Raw genomic sequence first — 15,112 nt, forward strand, 5'->3', positions numbered from 1 at the left:
CAGCCGTGCCGATCCGCCTCAGTGGCCCCCGGCCGGCGCCCCGCCGCCGAGCTTGACGCTCTTCAGGCTCAGCGCCAGCGGGACCGCGCAGGCGGCGACGAGGCCGAGCACCCAGAACACGTCGATATAGGCCCAGTACGCCACCTGCGTGCTGAGCACGCTCCCGATCCACGCGGTCGCCTGGCTCTGGGCCTCGACGCCGGCATAGCCGTGCTCAGAGAAGTACTGCGTCGCCTGCCGCATGGTCTCCTGATAGGCCGGCGCGGTCGGGTTGACGCTCTCCACCAGGCGGCTCTGATGGAACTGGCTCCGGTAGGCCAGGATGTTCTGGGCCAGCGAGACGCCCATCGACCCGCCGACATTGCGGGCGACGTTGATCAGCGCCGAGGCCTGATCGGTCTGGTCCTTGCGGATCCCCTCGTACGAGGCCGAGGTGATCGACAGGAACACCATCGGCAGGCCGATCCCGATATAGACCCGCGACCACGCGAAGAACGAGAACGTCGTGGAGCCGTCGAGCCGCGTCAGGTCGACCATGCCCAAAGCCACGATGGTCATGCCGGCGGCGATCAGCCATTTCGGCTGCACGTAGGCGGAGACGCGGCCGGTGAGGAACATCATCACCACCGTGACGATGCCCCCCGGACCGAGCACGAGCCCCGACAGCGTGGCGGTGTAGCCGTAATATTCCTGCGTGATCTGCGGGATGAACTGCGTGGTGGCGATCAGGATCGCCCCGGTGAACATCATCACCAGGAAGCAGGAGCCGAACTGGCGGTTGCCGATGAGGCGGAGATCGACGGCCGGGTTCTTCTTGGTCAGGAGCCAGGGGATCATGGCCACGAACGACACGACCATCAGCACGCCGGAGACGTTCATCAGCGTCGAGGTCCCGAACCAGTCCTTCCGCTGGCCCTCGTCGAGGATCACCTCCAGCGAGCCGAGGAACAGGGCGACCAGCACGAAGCCGACGATGTCGAAGCGGATCCCCTTCCGGACCAGCGCACGGCGCTCCTTCTTGGCCGCCGCGCTGTCCTCGATGAGCCAGTACATCAGCCCGAGGGCGATGACCCCCACAGGCCCGTTGATCAGGAAGCACCAGTGCCAGGAGGCGTTGTCGGAGAGCCAGCCGCCGAGGGTCGGGCCGATCACCGGGGCCACCACGATGGCGACGCCGTAGAGCGCGAAGGCCTGGCCGCGCTTCTCGGGCGGGAAGGAATCCGCCAGGATCGACTGGGCGAGCGGCGCCATGCCGCCGCCGCCGAGCCCCTGCAGCACCCGGAACAGCAGCAGGGATTCCAGGCTCCAGGCGAAGCCGCACAGGATCGACGAGACGGTGAACAGGGCCACCGACCACATGAAGAACGCCTTGCGGCCGTAGCGCTTGGCCAGGAAGCTCGACGCCGTGAGCGTGATCGCGTTGGCCACGAGGTAACTCGTCACCACCCAGGCGGCCTCGTCGGGGCCGACCGCGAGGCCGCCCGAGATGTAGCGCAGCGCCACGTTGGCGATGGTGGTGTCGAGCACCTCCATGAAGGTCGCCAGCGCCACCACGCCGGCGATCAGCCACGGATTGTGGCCACCCGGCGCCTTCGCGGATGCCGTGCCGCCTCGCGCCTTGCCTCCTTGTGTCTTGCTTCCCTGCGCCTTGCCCGTGTTCGGCTTGCGTCCGGACGCGGCCGCACCGGTCCCGCCGGCCATGGCGCTCACCGCACCGTGACGGTCGGGACGATCGACATACCCGGGCCGATCGACACGTCCGTCGGCCAGTTCTTGACCACGATCTTGACCGGGATGCGCTGGGTCACCTTCACGTAATTGCCGGTGGCATTCTGTGCCGGCAGCAGGCTGAAGGCCGTACCCGAGCCCGGCTGCACCGAAGCCACCGTCCCCTGGATCTTGCGGCCCGGATAGGCGTCGATCTCGATGTCGACCGGCTGGTCCGGCCGCATGTCGGTGATCTGGGTCTCCTTGAAGTTCGCCGTGACCCAGATGTCGTCGGGCACGAACATCGCCAGGCTCTGGCCGGCCTGGGCGAGCTGGCCGATGCCGCCGGTCAGCCGCACGACGCGGCCGGCCTGCACGGCGCGGACCGTCGTGTAGCCGAGGTTCAGTTCGGCCTGCTCCACCTGTGCCCGGTCGCGGGCGAGCTGCGCCTGGGTCGAGGCCTTCTGCGCCTGGAGGGCGCCGATCTGCTTCTGGGCCGCGACCACGCTCGCCTGGGCGCTCTGCAGGGAGGCCTGCCGCTGCTGCAGCGTCGAGGTCGCCGATTGCGATTGCTGGATCGAGCCGGAGCCGCGCTCGGCGAGGTCCTTGTAGCGGGCCGCATCCTCCTGGGCGAACTTCAGCGCCGCCTCGGCGGTGGCGACCTGCGCCTTGGACACGTCGATGTTGGCGTATTGCGCCTGGATCTGCGCATCGATGTTCTTGATGCCGGCCTCGTCGGCCTCGATCTGCGCCTTCGCCTGATCGAGCGCGATCTGATAGTCGCGCTGGAAGATCTGGAACAGGATCTGGCCGGCCTCGACGTGCTGATTGTCGGTGACCGGCACATCGACGAGGTAGCCGCCGACCTTCGGCTGGATCGCAATGCTGCGCGCGTCGACGAAGGCATCGTCGGTGCTCTCGTAGGGGTGCATGTACAGCAACCAGTAGAAGAACACGCCGACGCAGAGCGCGACGACCGCGAGGCCGCCGAGCAGGAACGCGAACGGGTGGCGCCGCAGGACGTTCGGGCGCCGGGCGTCGTCCTCGCCGTCGTCGGCATCTTCCGCGGCGTCGTCGGATTGGCCGTCCTGCGCCTCTGCGTCGTCGGCCGCATCCTCCGTGCCCGGCTTGCGGCTGGTCTCCTGGGCGGCGCCAACGTCCCCGGCGGGCTTGGCTCGGCCGAGATCCAGCACGTCCCGTTCGCGGGCGGCCGGACGGCCGTCGGCGGGATGCGGGCGCGCCTCACCCTCGGAGGAAGGCCGCTGATCGTCAAACATGGGAAGTCGCCGCCCGATGGCCGGTCACCGCACGGTGACCGGGCTTGTCGCATCGCCCGCCTCAGGCAGCAAAAGCCGGCCGCAGGCTCAAGGTTCCATGCGCGGAGCGGGCCACCGGAACGCAGGCGGCCCTGCGGCGTTCTGCGCCCGGAACCTTTGCCGTTCTCGGGCACCGAGCCCAGGAGTACGCCATGACGCACAGCCCATCCCCGACCCCGCAGAGCCCCGGCTCCGGCTCGCCGACTTCGCCCACCGGCATCCCGCTCGTCGGCGTCGCCCGCCTCGACGCCATGAGCGCGGCGCTGGCGCGGAACTGGTGGCTCGTGGCGCTGCGCGGCGTCATCGCGATCCTGTTCGGTGTCATCGCGTTCGTTGCGCCGGGCGCCTTCGTGCTCTCCCTGGTGCTGTTCTTCGCCGCCTACATGCTTGCCGACGGCATCATCGCCATCGTGGGCGCGGTCCGCGCGGCGCAGCGTCACGAGCGCTGGGGCTTCCTGCTGCTCGAGGGCGTCGTCGACATCGTCGTGGGCGTCGCCGCGGCGCTGGTGCCGGCCGCGGCCGTCTGGGCCTTCGTGCTGCTGCTCGCCGTGTGGGCGCTGGTGACCGGCGGCCTGATGATCGCGGCCGCCTTCCGCCTGCATCTGCATTACGGCCGGTGGTGGCTCGTCCTCGGCGGGATCGTGTCGATCCTGTTCGGCCTCGCGCTGCTCATCAACCCGGGCATGTCGGCCCTGGTGCTGACGTGGTGGATCGGCTCCTACACCTTCGCCTTCGGCATCCTGCTGCTGATCCTGGCCTTCCAGCTGCGCAGCCGGCACGGGGCGGCCGCGGGGCCGGGAACGCCGCTCGGCCGGTGAGCCGGTCCCGAACCGGATCGGGCCCCGTGGCCCGATCCACACGGTCGCGGTGCGATCGACGCGCCGGCCGCCCTGCGTCTCCGCACGCGCGGGACACGGGATCGGATGCGGCCTAGAAGGCTCCCTCGACCGGATCGATCGGTCCCGGAACCCGAACCACGATGACGCCCGACGCGCCGGAACGCGCCCCGGCCGACGGGCCGAACCCGCCGAAGCCGGCTCCAGCCGCCGAGTCCCCGGACCCGCGCCTCGCCGCCCGCGAGGCCGGGCGCGCCGCGCGCGACCTGGCCCGGCATCTCCGGACTCTGGTGACCGCGGCCGGCCTTGGCCTCGCGCGCGGTGGCCGGGCCATTTCCGCCCGCGCGGCGGCGCGGGCGCGCACGCGGGCGGCTTCGGTCGAGAGGCCGGCCGACACCGCCATCCCGGAGGTCGATGGGCGCGTCGAGCGGCGGGGCGCCCGGACGATCCTCGGCCGCCGGCACCCGGCCCTGCTCGCCGCCGGCCTGGTGATCCTGCTGCCGGTCCTGGCGCTGGCGGTCTACCTGTTCGCCGCCCTGGTGACCCTGCCGCCTCTCGGGGGCGCCGTGGTCGAGACCGGCCAGCGGGCGATCACCGTGGAGGCCGACGACGGCCGGGTCTTCGCCACCCGCGGCAGCTTCCGCGGCCAGAAGCTCACGGCATCCGACCTGCCGCCGCACCTCGCCCAGGCGATCGTGGCGATCGAGGACCGCCGCTTCTACAGCCACTGGGGCATCGACCTGCGCGGCCTCGCCCGGGCGGCGTGGCGCAATCTCCGCGGCGGCGGCGTGCGCGAGGGCGGCTCGACCATCACCCAGCAATATGTCCGCCTGACCTCCCTCAACCAGGAGAAGACGCTCTGGCGGAAGGTGCAGGAAGCCTTCCTGGCGCTGCGGGTCGAATCGACGATGAGCAAGGACGCGATCCTGCTCGGCTACCTCGATTCCGCCTATTTCGGCGCCGGCGCCTACGGGGCGGACGCGGCGGCGCGGCGCTATTTCGGCAAGCCCGCCAAGGCCCTGAACCTGCCGGAATCGGCGATGCTGGCCGGGCTGGTGCGGGCGCCCTCGCAGCTCGCCCCGACCCGCAACCTCGGCGGCGCCAAGGAGCGGGCCGACGTGGTGCTCCAGGCCATGGTCGAGACCGGCGCGATCACGCAAGCAGAGGCCGACGCCGCGCGCAAGCAGAGCGTGACCCTGAAATCGCCCCCTGAGGCGCCGCCCGGCACCAACTACTTCCTCGACATGATCGCGGGCGACGTGAAGCGCCTCGCCGGCACCGACGGCGACATGACGGTGCGCTCGACCCTCAACCTCGACCTGCAGAGTCTCGCCGAGGGCGTCGTCGCCCGCCGGCTCGACAAGGACGGCACCCGCCGCAAGGTCGGCCAGGCCGCCATGGTGGTGCTGTCGAAGGAGGGCGCGATCCTCGCCATGGTCGGCGGCCGCGACTACGAGGACAGCCAGTTCAACCGCGCCGTCCAGGCCAAGCGCCAGCCCGGCTCCCTGTTCAAGCTCCTCGTCTACCTGACGGCCTACGAGAAGGGCTACACGCCGGAATCCGTGATGGTCGACCGTCCGGTCCAGATCGGCGACTGGGACCCGGAGAACGACGACGGGCGCTACCGCGGGCCGGTGCCGCTGCGGACCGCCTTCGCGCTCTCGATCAACACCGTAGCGGCCCAGCTCGGGCAGGATGTCGGCATCCCGGCGGTGATCGCCACCGCGCGCAAGCTCGGGATCCAGTCGGACCTGCCGAACGTGCCGAGCCTCGTTCTCGGCTCGGGCGCGGTGAGCCTCCTGGAGATGGCCCGCGCCTACGGCTCGGTCCTGTCCGGGCGCACGCCGCTCCAGGCCTACGGCATCCAGGCGATCCGCGGGGCCGCGCCGCAGCCGCTCTACGTCCGTGCCGACGCGGCCCCGGGCCAGACGTTGGCGCAGGGGCCGCGCACCATGATGCTCGACTCGCTCCAGGCGGTGGTGGAATCCGGCACCGGCCGCGCCGCGCGGGTGCCGGGGCAGATCATCGGCGGCAAGACGGGCACGAGCCAGGACTTCCGCGATGCGTGGTTCGTCGGGATGACCCCCGACCTCGTGGTCGGGATCTGGGTTGGCAACGACGACGACAGCCCGATGAACCGCATGTTCGGCGGCGAGATGCCGGCCGGGATCTTCCACGACTTCATCCAGCGCGCCTCCGAGAAGCTCGCCAAGGGCAAGCCCCGCCCCTCGGCGGAGCGGGCCGAGCCGCCCCGGGCGCCGGCGCCGGCCCCCACGGTCGAGCCGGCCGCGGCCGGCGAGGTCCGCGGCGTGCCGGAGGTGATCGACACCGGCACCCTCAACCTGCGCGGACGGGTCGTGCGCCTCCTCGGCGTCGTCGGCGAGCGCGGCCATCTCGCCCGCCAGCTCGCCAGCTACCTGCGCCGCCGCGAGGTGGTCTGCTCCGGCCTCTCCGACGGGGCCACGGCCCGCTGCCGCATCGAGGGCGACGACCTCGCCGGGCTGATCCTGGCGGCGGGCGGCGCACGGGCCACGGAGGACGCGCCCCCGGACCTCCTGGGCGCGGAGGAGCAGGCCCGCGCCGAGCGGGTCGGCCTGTGGGGCCGGTGAGGGCTTAGGCCACCTGGAGCTTCGCCAGCGTCCGCGGGTCGGGGACGCCGTCGAAGTAGCGCGCCAGCGCCGCGGCGAAGAGCGGCTCCTCGGGCGCGGCGCGGTCGAACAGCGTCATGCTGGAGCGGAACTTCAGATCGTCGGGCGACCCGAAGATCGCGTGGGCCGAGCGCCCGTCGACGGCGTTGACGGCGGCCGTGCAGGCGCGCAGGCGCGCGCCCAGCACCGGATGCGCCGCATAGGCCTCGGCCTCCGCCAGGGATCCGATCGCGTAGCGCTGCGCCATCGGGCTCGACCCGAGCCCGGCGATCTGCGGGAAGACGAACCACATCCAGTGGCTGCGCTTCGCACCGGCCCGCAATTCCGCCAGCGCGCATTCGTAGATCTCCTCCTGCGCGTCGACGAAGCGGCCGAGTTGGTGGCTGTCGGTCATGGCGCTGCTCCGGTGCTCGGTCCCGCTCCGTCAACGACGTTGCGCCGGTCACGGATGCAGGCTGCGGAGACGGGCGGCCCCGATGGGTGTAAGGGCGGCCCATGCTCGGAACGCTTGTCGCCTTCATGGTCGCGAACCCCGCGATGAGCCACGCCCTGACGGCCACCCTCGAGACTGCCGGCCTGGCGGCCGCGCTGATCCTGCTGCGCAGTCCCCGCCCCGAAGGCATCGCGGCGCTGGTGGTCTCGACCTATTACTATGGCCGCGAGGCCGGGCAGCGGGAACACGACCTCAAGCATGCCGGCTGGGATGCCGTGCAGGCGCATCTCGGCGCCGAGTTCCTGTACGGGTGGTCGCTGCCGAACCTGCAGCAATGGGTGGCGCCGACCTGCGCCGCCTGGGTGGTGGCGGGGGCGATCTACCTGATCCGGTCACGGATGGCGCGCGCGGCGCCCCTTCAGCCGCCGCGCCGCGGGCGCTTCTGACGAGCCGCCCGGCCATCCGTCGCGCGATCAGGCGCGGCGCCGGGCGCCGCGTTCAGGCGTGGGTGAACGGACCATCCGACGGCCCGATCTCGCTGCGGTCGCCGAGAAGCCGCCGGCCCGAGGCGATGATCTGGACCGTCTCGCGGCTGCCGCATTGCCGCCGTGCCAGGGCTTCCAGGTCGCGCAGGTAGTCGATCACCGGACCCCGCTGCCGGTCGCCCCGGCCGATCACCGGCTCGACCTTGGCGGTCACAAGCCCGGCCACCGTGTCCCAGAACTCCGCCGGTCGGATCGCGGCATCGCCAGTCGAAGGGTCGTGCATCGCTCGTCTCCTCCTGCCTCGCGGCGCTCGTTGTCGGACGTTTCCCCCGCCGGTGCATTGACCCATGTTGAAGGCAGCACCCCGATCCGTGCCGGCGCCGGGGGGCTCGCGGCATCGTCATCCGCGCCCGGGCGGATCCGGTGGGCCGCGTCCGGTGCGACGCCCATAACGGATCGTGCCGCCGCGCAATTGTTTCGCATGGACGACAGGGAGACCGTATCCCGTGGAGGCTGTGCCAGCTTATGACCGCCCCGCCGCCGCGCCCGCGGCGCAGACCGGCTCGTCCGCCCCCGTGACGCCCCCGTGACGCTCCCGCGCCGGCACAGGCCCCCGCGCGCGTCGGCGCCGACATCGCGCCGGCGTGACATCTGCGAAGACCTCGCGCGAAGGCCCTCGCGAAGACCTTGGACGGAGACAACCGCATGCCGCAGATCACAGTCGGAGGGATCGGGTTCCGCTACCTCCTCGAGGGGCCGGAAGGCGCTCCCGCCGTCGCATTCTCGAACTCGCTGGGTGCGACCCTGGAGATGTGGGACGCGCTGGTGCCGGCCCTGACCGGGCGCTACCGCACCTTGCGCTACGACACGCGCGGCCACGGCGGCTCGGAAACCCGGGATCAGCCCATCACGGTGACGGATCTGGCCGGTGACCTCGCGGGGCTGCTCGACGCCCTCGGAATCGGCAGGGCCCATCTGGTGGGTCTCTCCCTCGGCGGCATGACCGTGCAGGCCCTCGCGAGCGCCGAGCCCGAACGCGCGCTCAGCGCCACCCTGATGGCGACGGCGGCCCACATGCCGAGCCCGCAGAGCTGGGAGGAGCGCGCCGCGACCGTTCGCGCCCAGGGACTGGCGGCCGCGGTCGAGGCGACGCTCGGGCGCTGGTTCACGCCCGGCTTCGCGCAGCGCGATCCTGCGGCGATCCAGGCGATCCGTGAACGCTTCGTCGCCTGCGATCCGGCGGGCTACGCGGTGTGCTGCGGGGCGATCGGGTGCATGGATCTCCGGCCGGCGCTCTCCGCGATCACCGCGCCGACCCTGGTGATCGCCGGGCGCGACGACCCTTCGACACCCCCGGCCATGGCCGAGGAGATCTGCGCCGGCATCGCCCAGGCCGAACTCCTCGTCCTGCCCCACGCCGCCCATCTGCTGGCCGTCGAGCGCGCCGAGGCCGTCGGAGGCTATCTGCGGGCCTTCCTCGACCGCGCGTCGCGGGACGCCTAGGCAGCCCTCAGGGCCGCTCCGGTCGATGATGGCGGGCAGCGCCGCATCGACCGGTTGCCGCGGGAATCCCGTTTCAGTGACAGGATAGGCCGGCTTCCGCGGGCGACATCCCCCGCGCCAGCCGACGCCCGGTATGCAGCAGGGCCTGTCGGATGAGGGTCACGGTCGTCGGATCACCGTCCTGAACCGCCAGACGATAGGCGACGATCAGCGTGTCGCCGATCTCGCCGAGCAGGTCCGCGGCGCCCGCATCGGCGGCCTGCCCGTCCCCTTCGGCGCCCAGGGCGGGCGCATCCTCCGCCGATGGCCGTGCGGCGTCCCCGTGCGGCGCCTCCGCGATGGCGCACAGATCCGCGAGCCCGAACCTGTTCGCTCCGTCTTCCGGTGGGTCGTTGCGCATCGTCTTGGCCCCTCAACCATCGTGAGGTTGCACTCACAGGTTGAGAAGCGTCAACCGCCCTCCGGGCCGTCGATGAGCGGTCGAGCGTCGCAGCCCGATTGCGCCGCGCGGCTATCGGGCAGGCCCGTCCGGGACCTGGCTGCAGGGCGGGAACAGGGGACGGGGGATAGAGGATTTTCGGGCCGCAGCCGAACCGGGTTGAGGATGGGGCTGCGAATTTACCCGTGGTTAACCACAACTTTTACGTGCAGAATCGGTCCTGCAGAGCCCCGCGCGAAGGTGAAGGCCCTGTCGAACGCAGAAGGGCTCCCGCGGCCATCTCCGCGGGAGCCCTTCTCATCGATGCTCCACTGGGAGCGACCGGCTCGTTTTACTTGATGAGGGCGATGAGAGCCTTGCCGGCCTTGGAGTTCAGCTCCTTGGCATCGAGGGTGCCGTCGTTGTCCGGATCGGCCATCTTGAAGCGCTCGCCGACCGCCGCGAGGTACTCCTTCTTGTCGAGGGTGCCGTCGCTGTCCGGATCGGCCCGCTTCACGCCGGCCTGGCTGAGGCGGCCCTTCAGCTCGCGGGCGTCGAGGGTCCCGTCGGCGTCCTTCTCGAGACGATCGAAGGTCGCGGAGGCCACCGCCTCCACTTCCTTCATGTCGACGGTGCCGTCGTTGTCGGTGTCGATCATCTTGACGGCGCTCGCTCCGCCCATCGGCTTCGCCAGCGCGGCCGGAGCAGAGAGGCCGCACACCGCGAGGGTCACTGCCGCGAAGCCACTGATGAAACGAAGGGTCATTGCCAGATGCTCCCGAAAAATTATGCCCGATCTTCCTAGTCGCCGACTCCTCATGCTGCAAGTGCGAAATTGCGCCCCGGGGGCAGATCGGCGCGGCTCGGAGGGCACGGACATAGAGAAAGGGGCCGGCTGCAGCCGACCCCTGAAGAGAGCGCATAGTCGCCGGACGGCGCGCGGCGGCGCGTTTCAGTATCCGTCGCCGGGCCGAATCATCGGACAGTTACCGAATCACGGCCGGCGGGCCGGGCGATCCGCGAGAGAGGCGCCGGCGAGACGGATCCCGAAATCCCTAACCGGCCGCGGGACCGCCGCCCGGGACAATTCCCACCGCACGTCCGGTCAGGCGAGGGTCGCGAGATCCTGGAACCAGTGCTGCGCCTGGATGTAGCTCTTCACCCGCGGCGAAAGCGCGTGCGGATTGGTGTCGTGGACCACCCAGACCTGCACGGCATCGTCGACGACGATCTCGTGGATGCGCGCCAGCAGCCTGTTCTGCTCAGCGACATCGAGGCTCGCCTTGACCTTGTCGCAGAGGGCGTCGACCTCGGGATTGCGGTAATGGCTCCAGTTCACCCCGTTCGGGGCGATCTGCCGCGAATCGTAGAAGCGCAGGATCGCGTAGAACGGGTCCGAGGTGACGTAGGCGATGTTGCCGGCGCTCACGCCCTTGAGGCTCGGATCCGCGGCGCCCTGGCGCCACGCGGTGTAGGCCACCTCCAGCTCGACGGTCTTGAACTCCACCTGGATGCCGACCTCCGCCCAGCTCTGCTGGACGAACTCGTTGATCGGCAGCGACAGCATCTGCCCCGTCCCCCCGGTCGGGATCAGCACCGTGGCCTTCACGGGGTTCTTGACCGAGTAGCCGGCCTCCTCGACGAGTTTGCGGGCCTGATCCACGTCAGTCTTGATCTTGAAGCTCGGCTTGCCGAACCACGGGCTCGATTCCTGCACCTGCCCGACGGCCGGCTGGGCGAGGCCGCCCATCAGTTCGACGACGCCCGCGCGGTCGATGGCGAGGTTGGCGGCCTTGCGCAGGCGCAGGTCGCGCCAGGGAGAGCCCTCCAGCATAGACAGGTGGTAGTTCCAGACATGGGGCGTCTCGTTGCCCACCACCCGCATGCCGGCGGCCTTCAGGCGCTGCACCGCGTCGGGCGCGGGCGATTCGATCAGGTCGACGCTGCCCGACAGGAGCGCGTTCACCCGGGCGAGATCCTCGGGCACGCAGGTGAGGGTCAGCTTCGCGAGCTTCGGGACCCGCTTCGGGTTCCAGTAGCCGACGTTCGGCAGCAACTCGAGGCGCACCCGCGGCACCAGCTGCCCCAGCCGGAACGGCCCGGTCCCCGAGGGGTCGAAGGCGAACTTCGCCCAGTCCTTCCCGACCTTCTCGTACTGCGCCGGCGATGAGATCAGGAACCAGAGCATCTGGTAGGGGAACAGGCTGTCGGGCGTCTTCGTGACGACCTGGACGGTCTTCGCGTCGAGCTTCCGGTAGCTCGCGACCCCGGGCAGGCGCGGCCGGACCTGGGCGGCCTGCCGCTGGTCGAAATGCGGCGCCTCCTTGTTCAGCACCTTGTCGAAGTTCCAGATCACCGCGTCGGCATCGAAGGTCGAGCCGTCGTGGAAGGCCACGCCCTCCCGCAGGTGGAAGGTCCAGACCTTGGGATCGGCCGGATCGGCCTCCCAGGCGGTGGCGAGCCCGGGCACCATCCGGCCCGGCCGGTCCGCGACGTCGAGTTCCCAGGCGACCAGGGGATCGTAGAGGGTCAGGCCGGTGAACTGGTAGCCGCCGGCCCCCCGGTCGGGCTGACCGGTGGTGAGCGGCAGGTCGGTCATCGAGATGCCGTAGGTCAGGGTGCCGGGGGCCGCGCCCTGCGCGCCGGCCCGGCCCGCCGCCCCGAGCGCGGCGAGGGCGACGCCCCCGGCCATCAGGGATCGGCGTGTCGGCTTGATCGGGTCCATCGTGTCTCTCGGCTGAAGGCGCGGGCGTCGCAGGGCGCGGCACACGCCTTCAGGCGCGCGGCGGCGCTGTCCGGACCGTGCCCCCATGCGGCACACCGAATGATGCATGCATCATGCCCGACGGGCCGGGCCCCGGGTCTGCTCCGGTCAGACCTCCCAGACCTGGCCGGGTCTGAGGGCGAGGAACCGCCCGGGCGCGATGCCGGCCCCGCCGAGGGCGGCCGTCAGCGCCTCCGCGGGCCGCTCGACGCCCTCGTCGGTGAGTTGGAACGTGCCCCAGTGGTGGCCGAGGGCCTGCTCGGCGCCGAGCAGCGCGAAGGCCCTCACCGCCTCGGCCGGATCGACATGCTGGGCCTGCATGAACCAGCGCGGCTCGTAGGCCCCGATCGGCAGCGTCGCGAGGCGGGGCGGCCCGAAGCGGGCCCGTATGTCGGAAAAGAGCGATCCGTCGCCGAAGCCGGTATCGCCGACGTGGTAATGCACGCCGCGGGGCGAGGTGATCACGAAGGCGCACCACAGCGCCATCCGCCGGTCGTTCACGCCCCGGGCCGACCAGTGGTTGGCGGGCACGAGATGGACCTGCAGGCCGTCGCCGAGATCGACCGACTGCCCCCAGTCGCGGGTCTCGACATGCATCGTGTCGTCGTAGCCGCGCAGGATCGTGTCGTTGCCCAGCGGCGCCACGATCAGCGGCTGGTGCGCCTGCCAGATCCGGGCGAGGCTCGGCCCATCGAGATGGTCGTAGTGATTGTGGGTGACCAGCACCGCATCGATGGGCGGCAGGTCGGCGAAGGCGATGCCCGGCGGGTTGACGCGCTTCGGCCCGGCGAACCGGACCGGGCTCGCACGCTTGGCGAAAACCGGATCGATCAGGATGTTCCGGCCGGCGACCTGCACGAGGTAGCTCGCATGGCCGATCAGCACGACCCGCAGGCCCGCCACGCGCTCGGGCGGCCGGTCGGCGGGATAGGGGCTGGGAAAACTCTTCGGCCAGGGCTCGCGCTGCCGCTTGGCCTGCCAGCGCAGCACGTCGGACAGCGCCTTGTCGGTGGCCTGCTCCGGCAGGAAGAACCGCAGACCGTCGAAATGGTCGGAGGTCGGGCCGCGGTAATAGGGATTCCGGCCGCGCCGGTGCGCGGCATAGCCGACACCGCCGAGCGTCATGACCGTGGCCGCACTCGCGACCGTGAGCAGGCTGCGCCGTTTCATGGATCCGAGATGGCCGGATCCGGGGGCCGGTCAAGCGCCCGGGTGGCGCGACGGGGAGCCTCAGGCGCCTGCGGGACGCCGCCGGCTCACTCCACCATCTCGGCGGCGAGCGACAGGCGCGCCCGGTAGACGATCTTGCCGACGCCGTCGCGGACGCAGGCGACATAGTCCTGACGCTCGACATCCGGCAGCATGTCGCGGGCGATCGCCGACATGATGCGGGTCACCTTGGCGCGGGCGGCGGGGAGGTCCGGCAGGTCGAACCCGACCTCGTCATGGATCGGCTGCGAGCCGTCGTGCAGGTCGATGAAGAAGCGGGGCATCGGCTCGAAGCGTCTCAAAGAGAAGTCGTTCGCCGAGAAGATTGGTCTTGCTATGGTTAATGATGCCTTAAATTTCAGGTTTTGAGACCGCTCGGTCGCTCGGCCGACGCCGCCGCTGCGACGGCCGGAGGGTGCGCATCGGGCAGTCCGGCGAAGGGCCCGTCCGGTGGATTGCGCCCGTCCTGGACCTGAAACCGACGAGCTTTTTTCGGGATGAAGGGCGGCCTGAAGATCCGCCGCCGCAGCGCCGATGGGCAGCGCGTTGGCCCGGGTTGGGCCCGTTCCGAGGGCCGGCTCGGCGCACGAGAGAACCGCGAGAGAGATTCGCGGGAGAAAACTAACGGAGCCGCGTCCGGCGCGGACGTCCCGGCCCGGACGAGCGAGGGCACGGGCTGCCTCGATCGGGCGACGACCGTTCGACAGGCCGCGCCCGACCCTTCAGCCGGGATCGTCGGCGGGCTTCTCGCCCGGGGGCGCGAACAGATCCTCCGGCGCCGCCACGGTGACGCGGCGCTGCGCCATGTCGAGCACCGGCACGAAGGCCTTGGTGAAGGGCAGGAGCGCCGTGGCGCCGCCGTTCGGAGGGCGCAGCTCCAGGAGATCGCCGCCACCGTAGTTCGGCACGGCCACGATCGTCCCGACGAATGTCCCGGCCTCGTCCACCGCCGTGGCGCCGATCAGGTCGGCCGTATAGACCTCGTCGTCGTCCTCGGGGGCCGTCAGGCGGTCGCGGGGGATGAACAGGGCGACGCGGTTGAGCGCCTCGGCGGCGCTGCGGCCGGAGACGCCCTTCACCCGGGCGATCAGCATGTCGGGTGATGAACCGGGGGCGAGACGCACGTCGGCGAGCGTCAACGACCGTCCGTCCGCGGTTAGCAGGGCGCCGTAGCCGGCGATCGCCCGCGGATCGCCGGTGTAGGATTTGAGCCGGACCTCGCCGTTGAGGCCGTGCGCCCGCCCGAATTCGCCCAGCAGGACGAGGTTCGGATCGGGCGGCACGGGGAGCGGCGCCGGCTTGGGGGCCGGCGCCTTGGGCGAGGTCGCCGCATCGGGGGCGATCTTGCCGATCGCCGAGCTCGTGCGGCCGCGGCGGCCGCCGTCGCGGGGCGTGGAACCTGCGGGGCGGCGCGCCATGATCGGGCGCCTTACGCGGCGGCGTCCTCGGCGGGCGCCGCGGCCTTCTCGGCGCGCTTGGCGGCACGCTCCTTGGCCTTCTCGCCCGGCTCGGCCTTCTGCGGGTTGTTGCGGGTCGGGCGCTTGGCGAGACCGGCCTGATCGAGGAAGCGCAGGACGCGGTCGGTCGGCTGCGCGCCCTTGGCGAGCCAGCTCTGGATCTTCTCGTTGTCGAGCACGATGCGGGCCGGATCGTCCTTGGCCTTCATCGGGTCGTAGGCGCCGACCTTGTCGATGAAGCGGCCGTCGCGGGGGGCGCGGGCGTCGGCGACGACGATGCGGTAGTACGGGCGCTTCTTGGCGCCACCGCGGGTGAGACGGATCTTGAGGGCCATG

15 protein-coding genes are annotated in these 15,112 nt (G+C 71.1%); 4 read left to right on the top strand and 11 right to left on the bottom strand.

Going from position 1 to position 15,112, the window contains the following annotated elements; genetic code table 11:
* Positions 1–18 precede the first annotated feature (18 nt).
* Positions 19–1,701 carry a DHA2 family efflux MFS transporter permease subunit gene (locus BM396_RS07325; RefSeq protein ID WP_210281390.1) on the bottom strand — a complete coding sequence of 561 codons (1,683 nt, stop codon included), beginning with the start codon at positions 1,699–1,701 and terminating at the stop codon, positions 19–21.
* 5 nt (positions 1,702–1,706) lie between these two features.
* Entirely contained in the window at positions 1,707–2,984 is a 1,278-nt protein-coding gene (locus tag BM396_RS07330; RefSeq protein ID WP_043381137.1) for an HlyD family secretion protein, read from the bottom strand.
* Between the two features lie 191 nt (positions 2,985–3,175).
* Here BM396_RS07330 and BM396_RS07335 point away from each other — a divergent pair, with 191 nt between their 5' ends.
* Positions 3,176–3,841 carry an HdeD family acid-resistance protein gene (locus BM396_RS07335; protein ID WP_043381140.1) on the top strand — a complete coding sequence of 222 codons (666 nt, stop codon included), beginning with the start codon at positions 3,176–3,178 and terminating at the stop codon, positions 3,839–3,841.
* Positions 3,842–4,002: 161 nt separating this feature from the next.
* A complete protein-coding gene (locus tag BM396_RS07340) occupies positions 4,003–6,468 on the top strand; it encodes a PBP1A family penicillin-binding protein (protein ID WP_043381141.1) in 2,466 nt (821 codons plus the stop codon).
* 4 nt (positions 6,469–6,472) lie between these two features.
* Here BM396_RS07340 and BM396_RS07345 read toward each other — a convergent pair whose 3' ends face one another.
* Positions 6,473–6,901: a DUF1810 domain-containing protein gene (locus BM396_RS07345; protein WP_043381142.1), complete on the bottom strand. Its 429-nt coding sequence runs from the start codon at positions 6,899–6,901 to the stop codon at positions 6,473–6,475.
* A 101-nt stretch (positions 6,902–7,002) separates the two neighbouring features.
* Between BM396_RS07345 and BM396_RS07350 the strand changes: the two genes are divergently transcribed.
* Entirely contained in the window at positions 7,003–7,386 is a 384-nt protein-coding gene (locus BM396_RS07350) for a hypothetical protein (RefSeq protein WP_043345682.1), read from the top strand.
* A 52-nt stretch (positions 7,387–7,438) separates the two neighbouring features.
* On the opposite strand, the gene BM396_RS07355 is transcribed toward BM396_RS07350, so the two are convergent.
* Positions 7,439–7,708, bottom strand: coding sequence for a hypothetical protein (locus BM396_RS07355; protein ID WP_043381144.1), 270 nt, complete (start codon positions 7,706–7,708; stop codon positions 7,439–7,441).
* 422 nt (positions 7,709–8,130) lie between these two features.
* On the opposite strand from BM396_RS07355, the gene pcaD reads away from it, so the two are divergent.
* Positions 8,131–8,928 (top strand): 3-oxoadipate enol-lactonase, encoded by a 798-nt coding sequence (gene pcaD, locus BM396_RS07360; protein WP_043381148.1) that lies wholly within the window; start codon positions 8,131–8,133, stop codon positions 8,926–8,928.
* Between the two features lie 73 nt (positions 8,929–9,001).
* Here pcaD and BM396_RS07365 read toward each other — a convergent pair whose 3' ends face one another.
* From BM396_RS07365 to rpsP, 7 genes are all read right to left on the bottom strand, one after another.
* Positions 9,002–9,328, bottom strand: coding sequence for a hypothetical protein (locus tag BM396_RS07365; protein WP_043381150.1), 327 nt, complete (start codon positions 9,326–9,328; stop codon positions 9,002–9,004).
* Positions 9,329–9,698: 370 nt separating this feature from the next.
* A complete protein-coding gene (locus BM396_RS07370) occupies positions 9,699–10,112 on the bottom strand; it encodes an EF-hand domain-containing protein (protein WP_043349950.1) in 414 nt (137 codons plus the stop codon).
* Between the two features lie 339 nt (positions 10,113–10,451).
* Positions 10,452–12,071, bottom strand: coding sequence for an ABC transporter substrate-binding protein (locus tag BM396_RS07375; RefSeq protein WP_043381152.1), 1,620 nt, complete (start codon positions 12,069–12,071; stop codon positions 10,452–10,454).
* A 147-nt stretch (positions 12,072–12,218) separates the two neighbouring features.
* Entirely contained in the window at positions 12,219–13,280 is a 1,062-nt protein-coding gene (locus tag BM396_RS07380; protein ID WP_043349954.1) for an MBL fold metallo-hydrolase, read from the bottom strand.
* An 86-nt stretch (positions 13,281–13,366) separates the two neighbouring features.
* A complete protein-coding gene (locus tag BM396_RS07385; RefSeq protein ID WP_043349956.1) occupies positions 13,367–13,603 on the bottom strand; it encodes a DUF6894 family protein in 237 nt (78 codons plus the stop codon).
* 438 nt (positions 13,604–14,041) lie between these two features.
* Positions 14,042–14,737, bottom strand: coding sequence for a ribosome maturation factor RimM (gene rimM / locus BM396_RS07390; protein ID WP_043381154.1), 696 nt, complete (start codon positions 14,735–14,737; stop codon positions 14,042–14,044).
* 11 nt (positions 14,738–14,748) lie between these two features.
* Positions 14,749–15,111: a 30S ribosomal protein S16 gene (rpsP, locus tag BM396_RS07395; protein ID WP_020092607.1), complete on the bottom strand. Its 363-nt coding sequence runs from the start codon at positions 15,109–15,111 to the stop codon at positions 14,749–14,751.
* Between the last annotated feature and the right edge of the window lies 1 nt (position 15,112).

The organism is Methylobacterium sp. UNCCL125 (assembly GCF_900116795.1).
Classification (GTDB): Bacteria; Pseudomonadota; Alphaproteobacteria; order Rhizobiales; family Beijerinckiaceae; genus Methylobacterium; species Methylobacterium fujisawaense.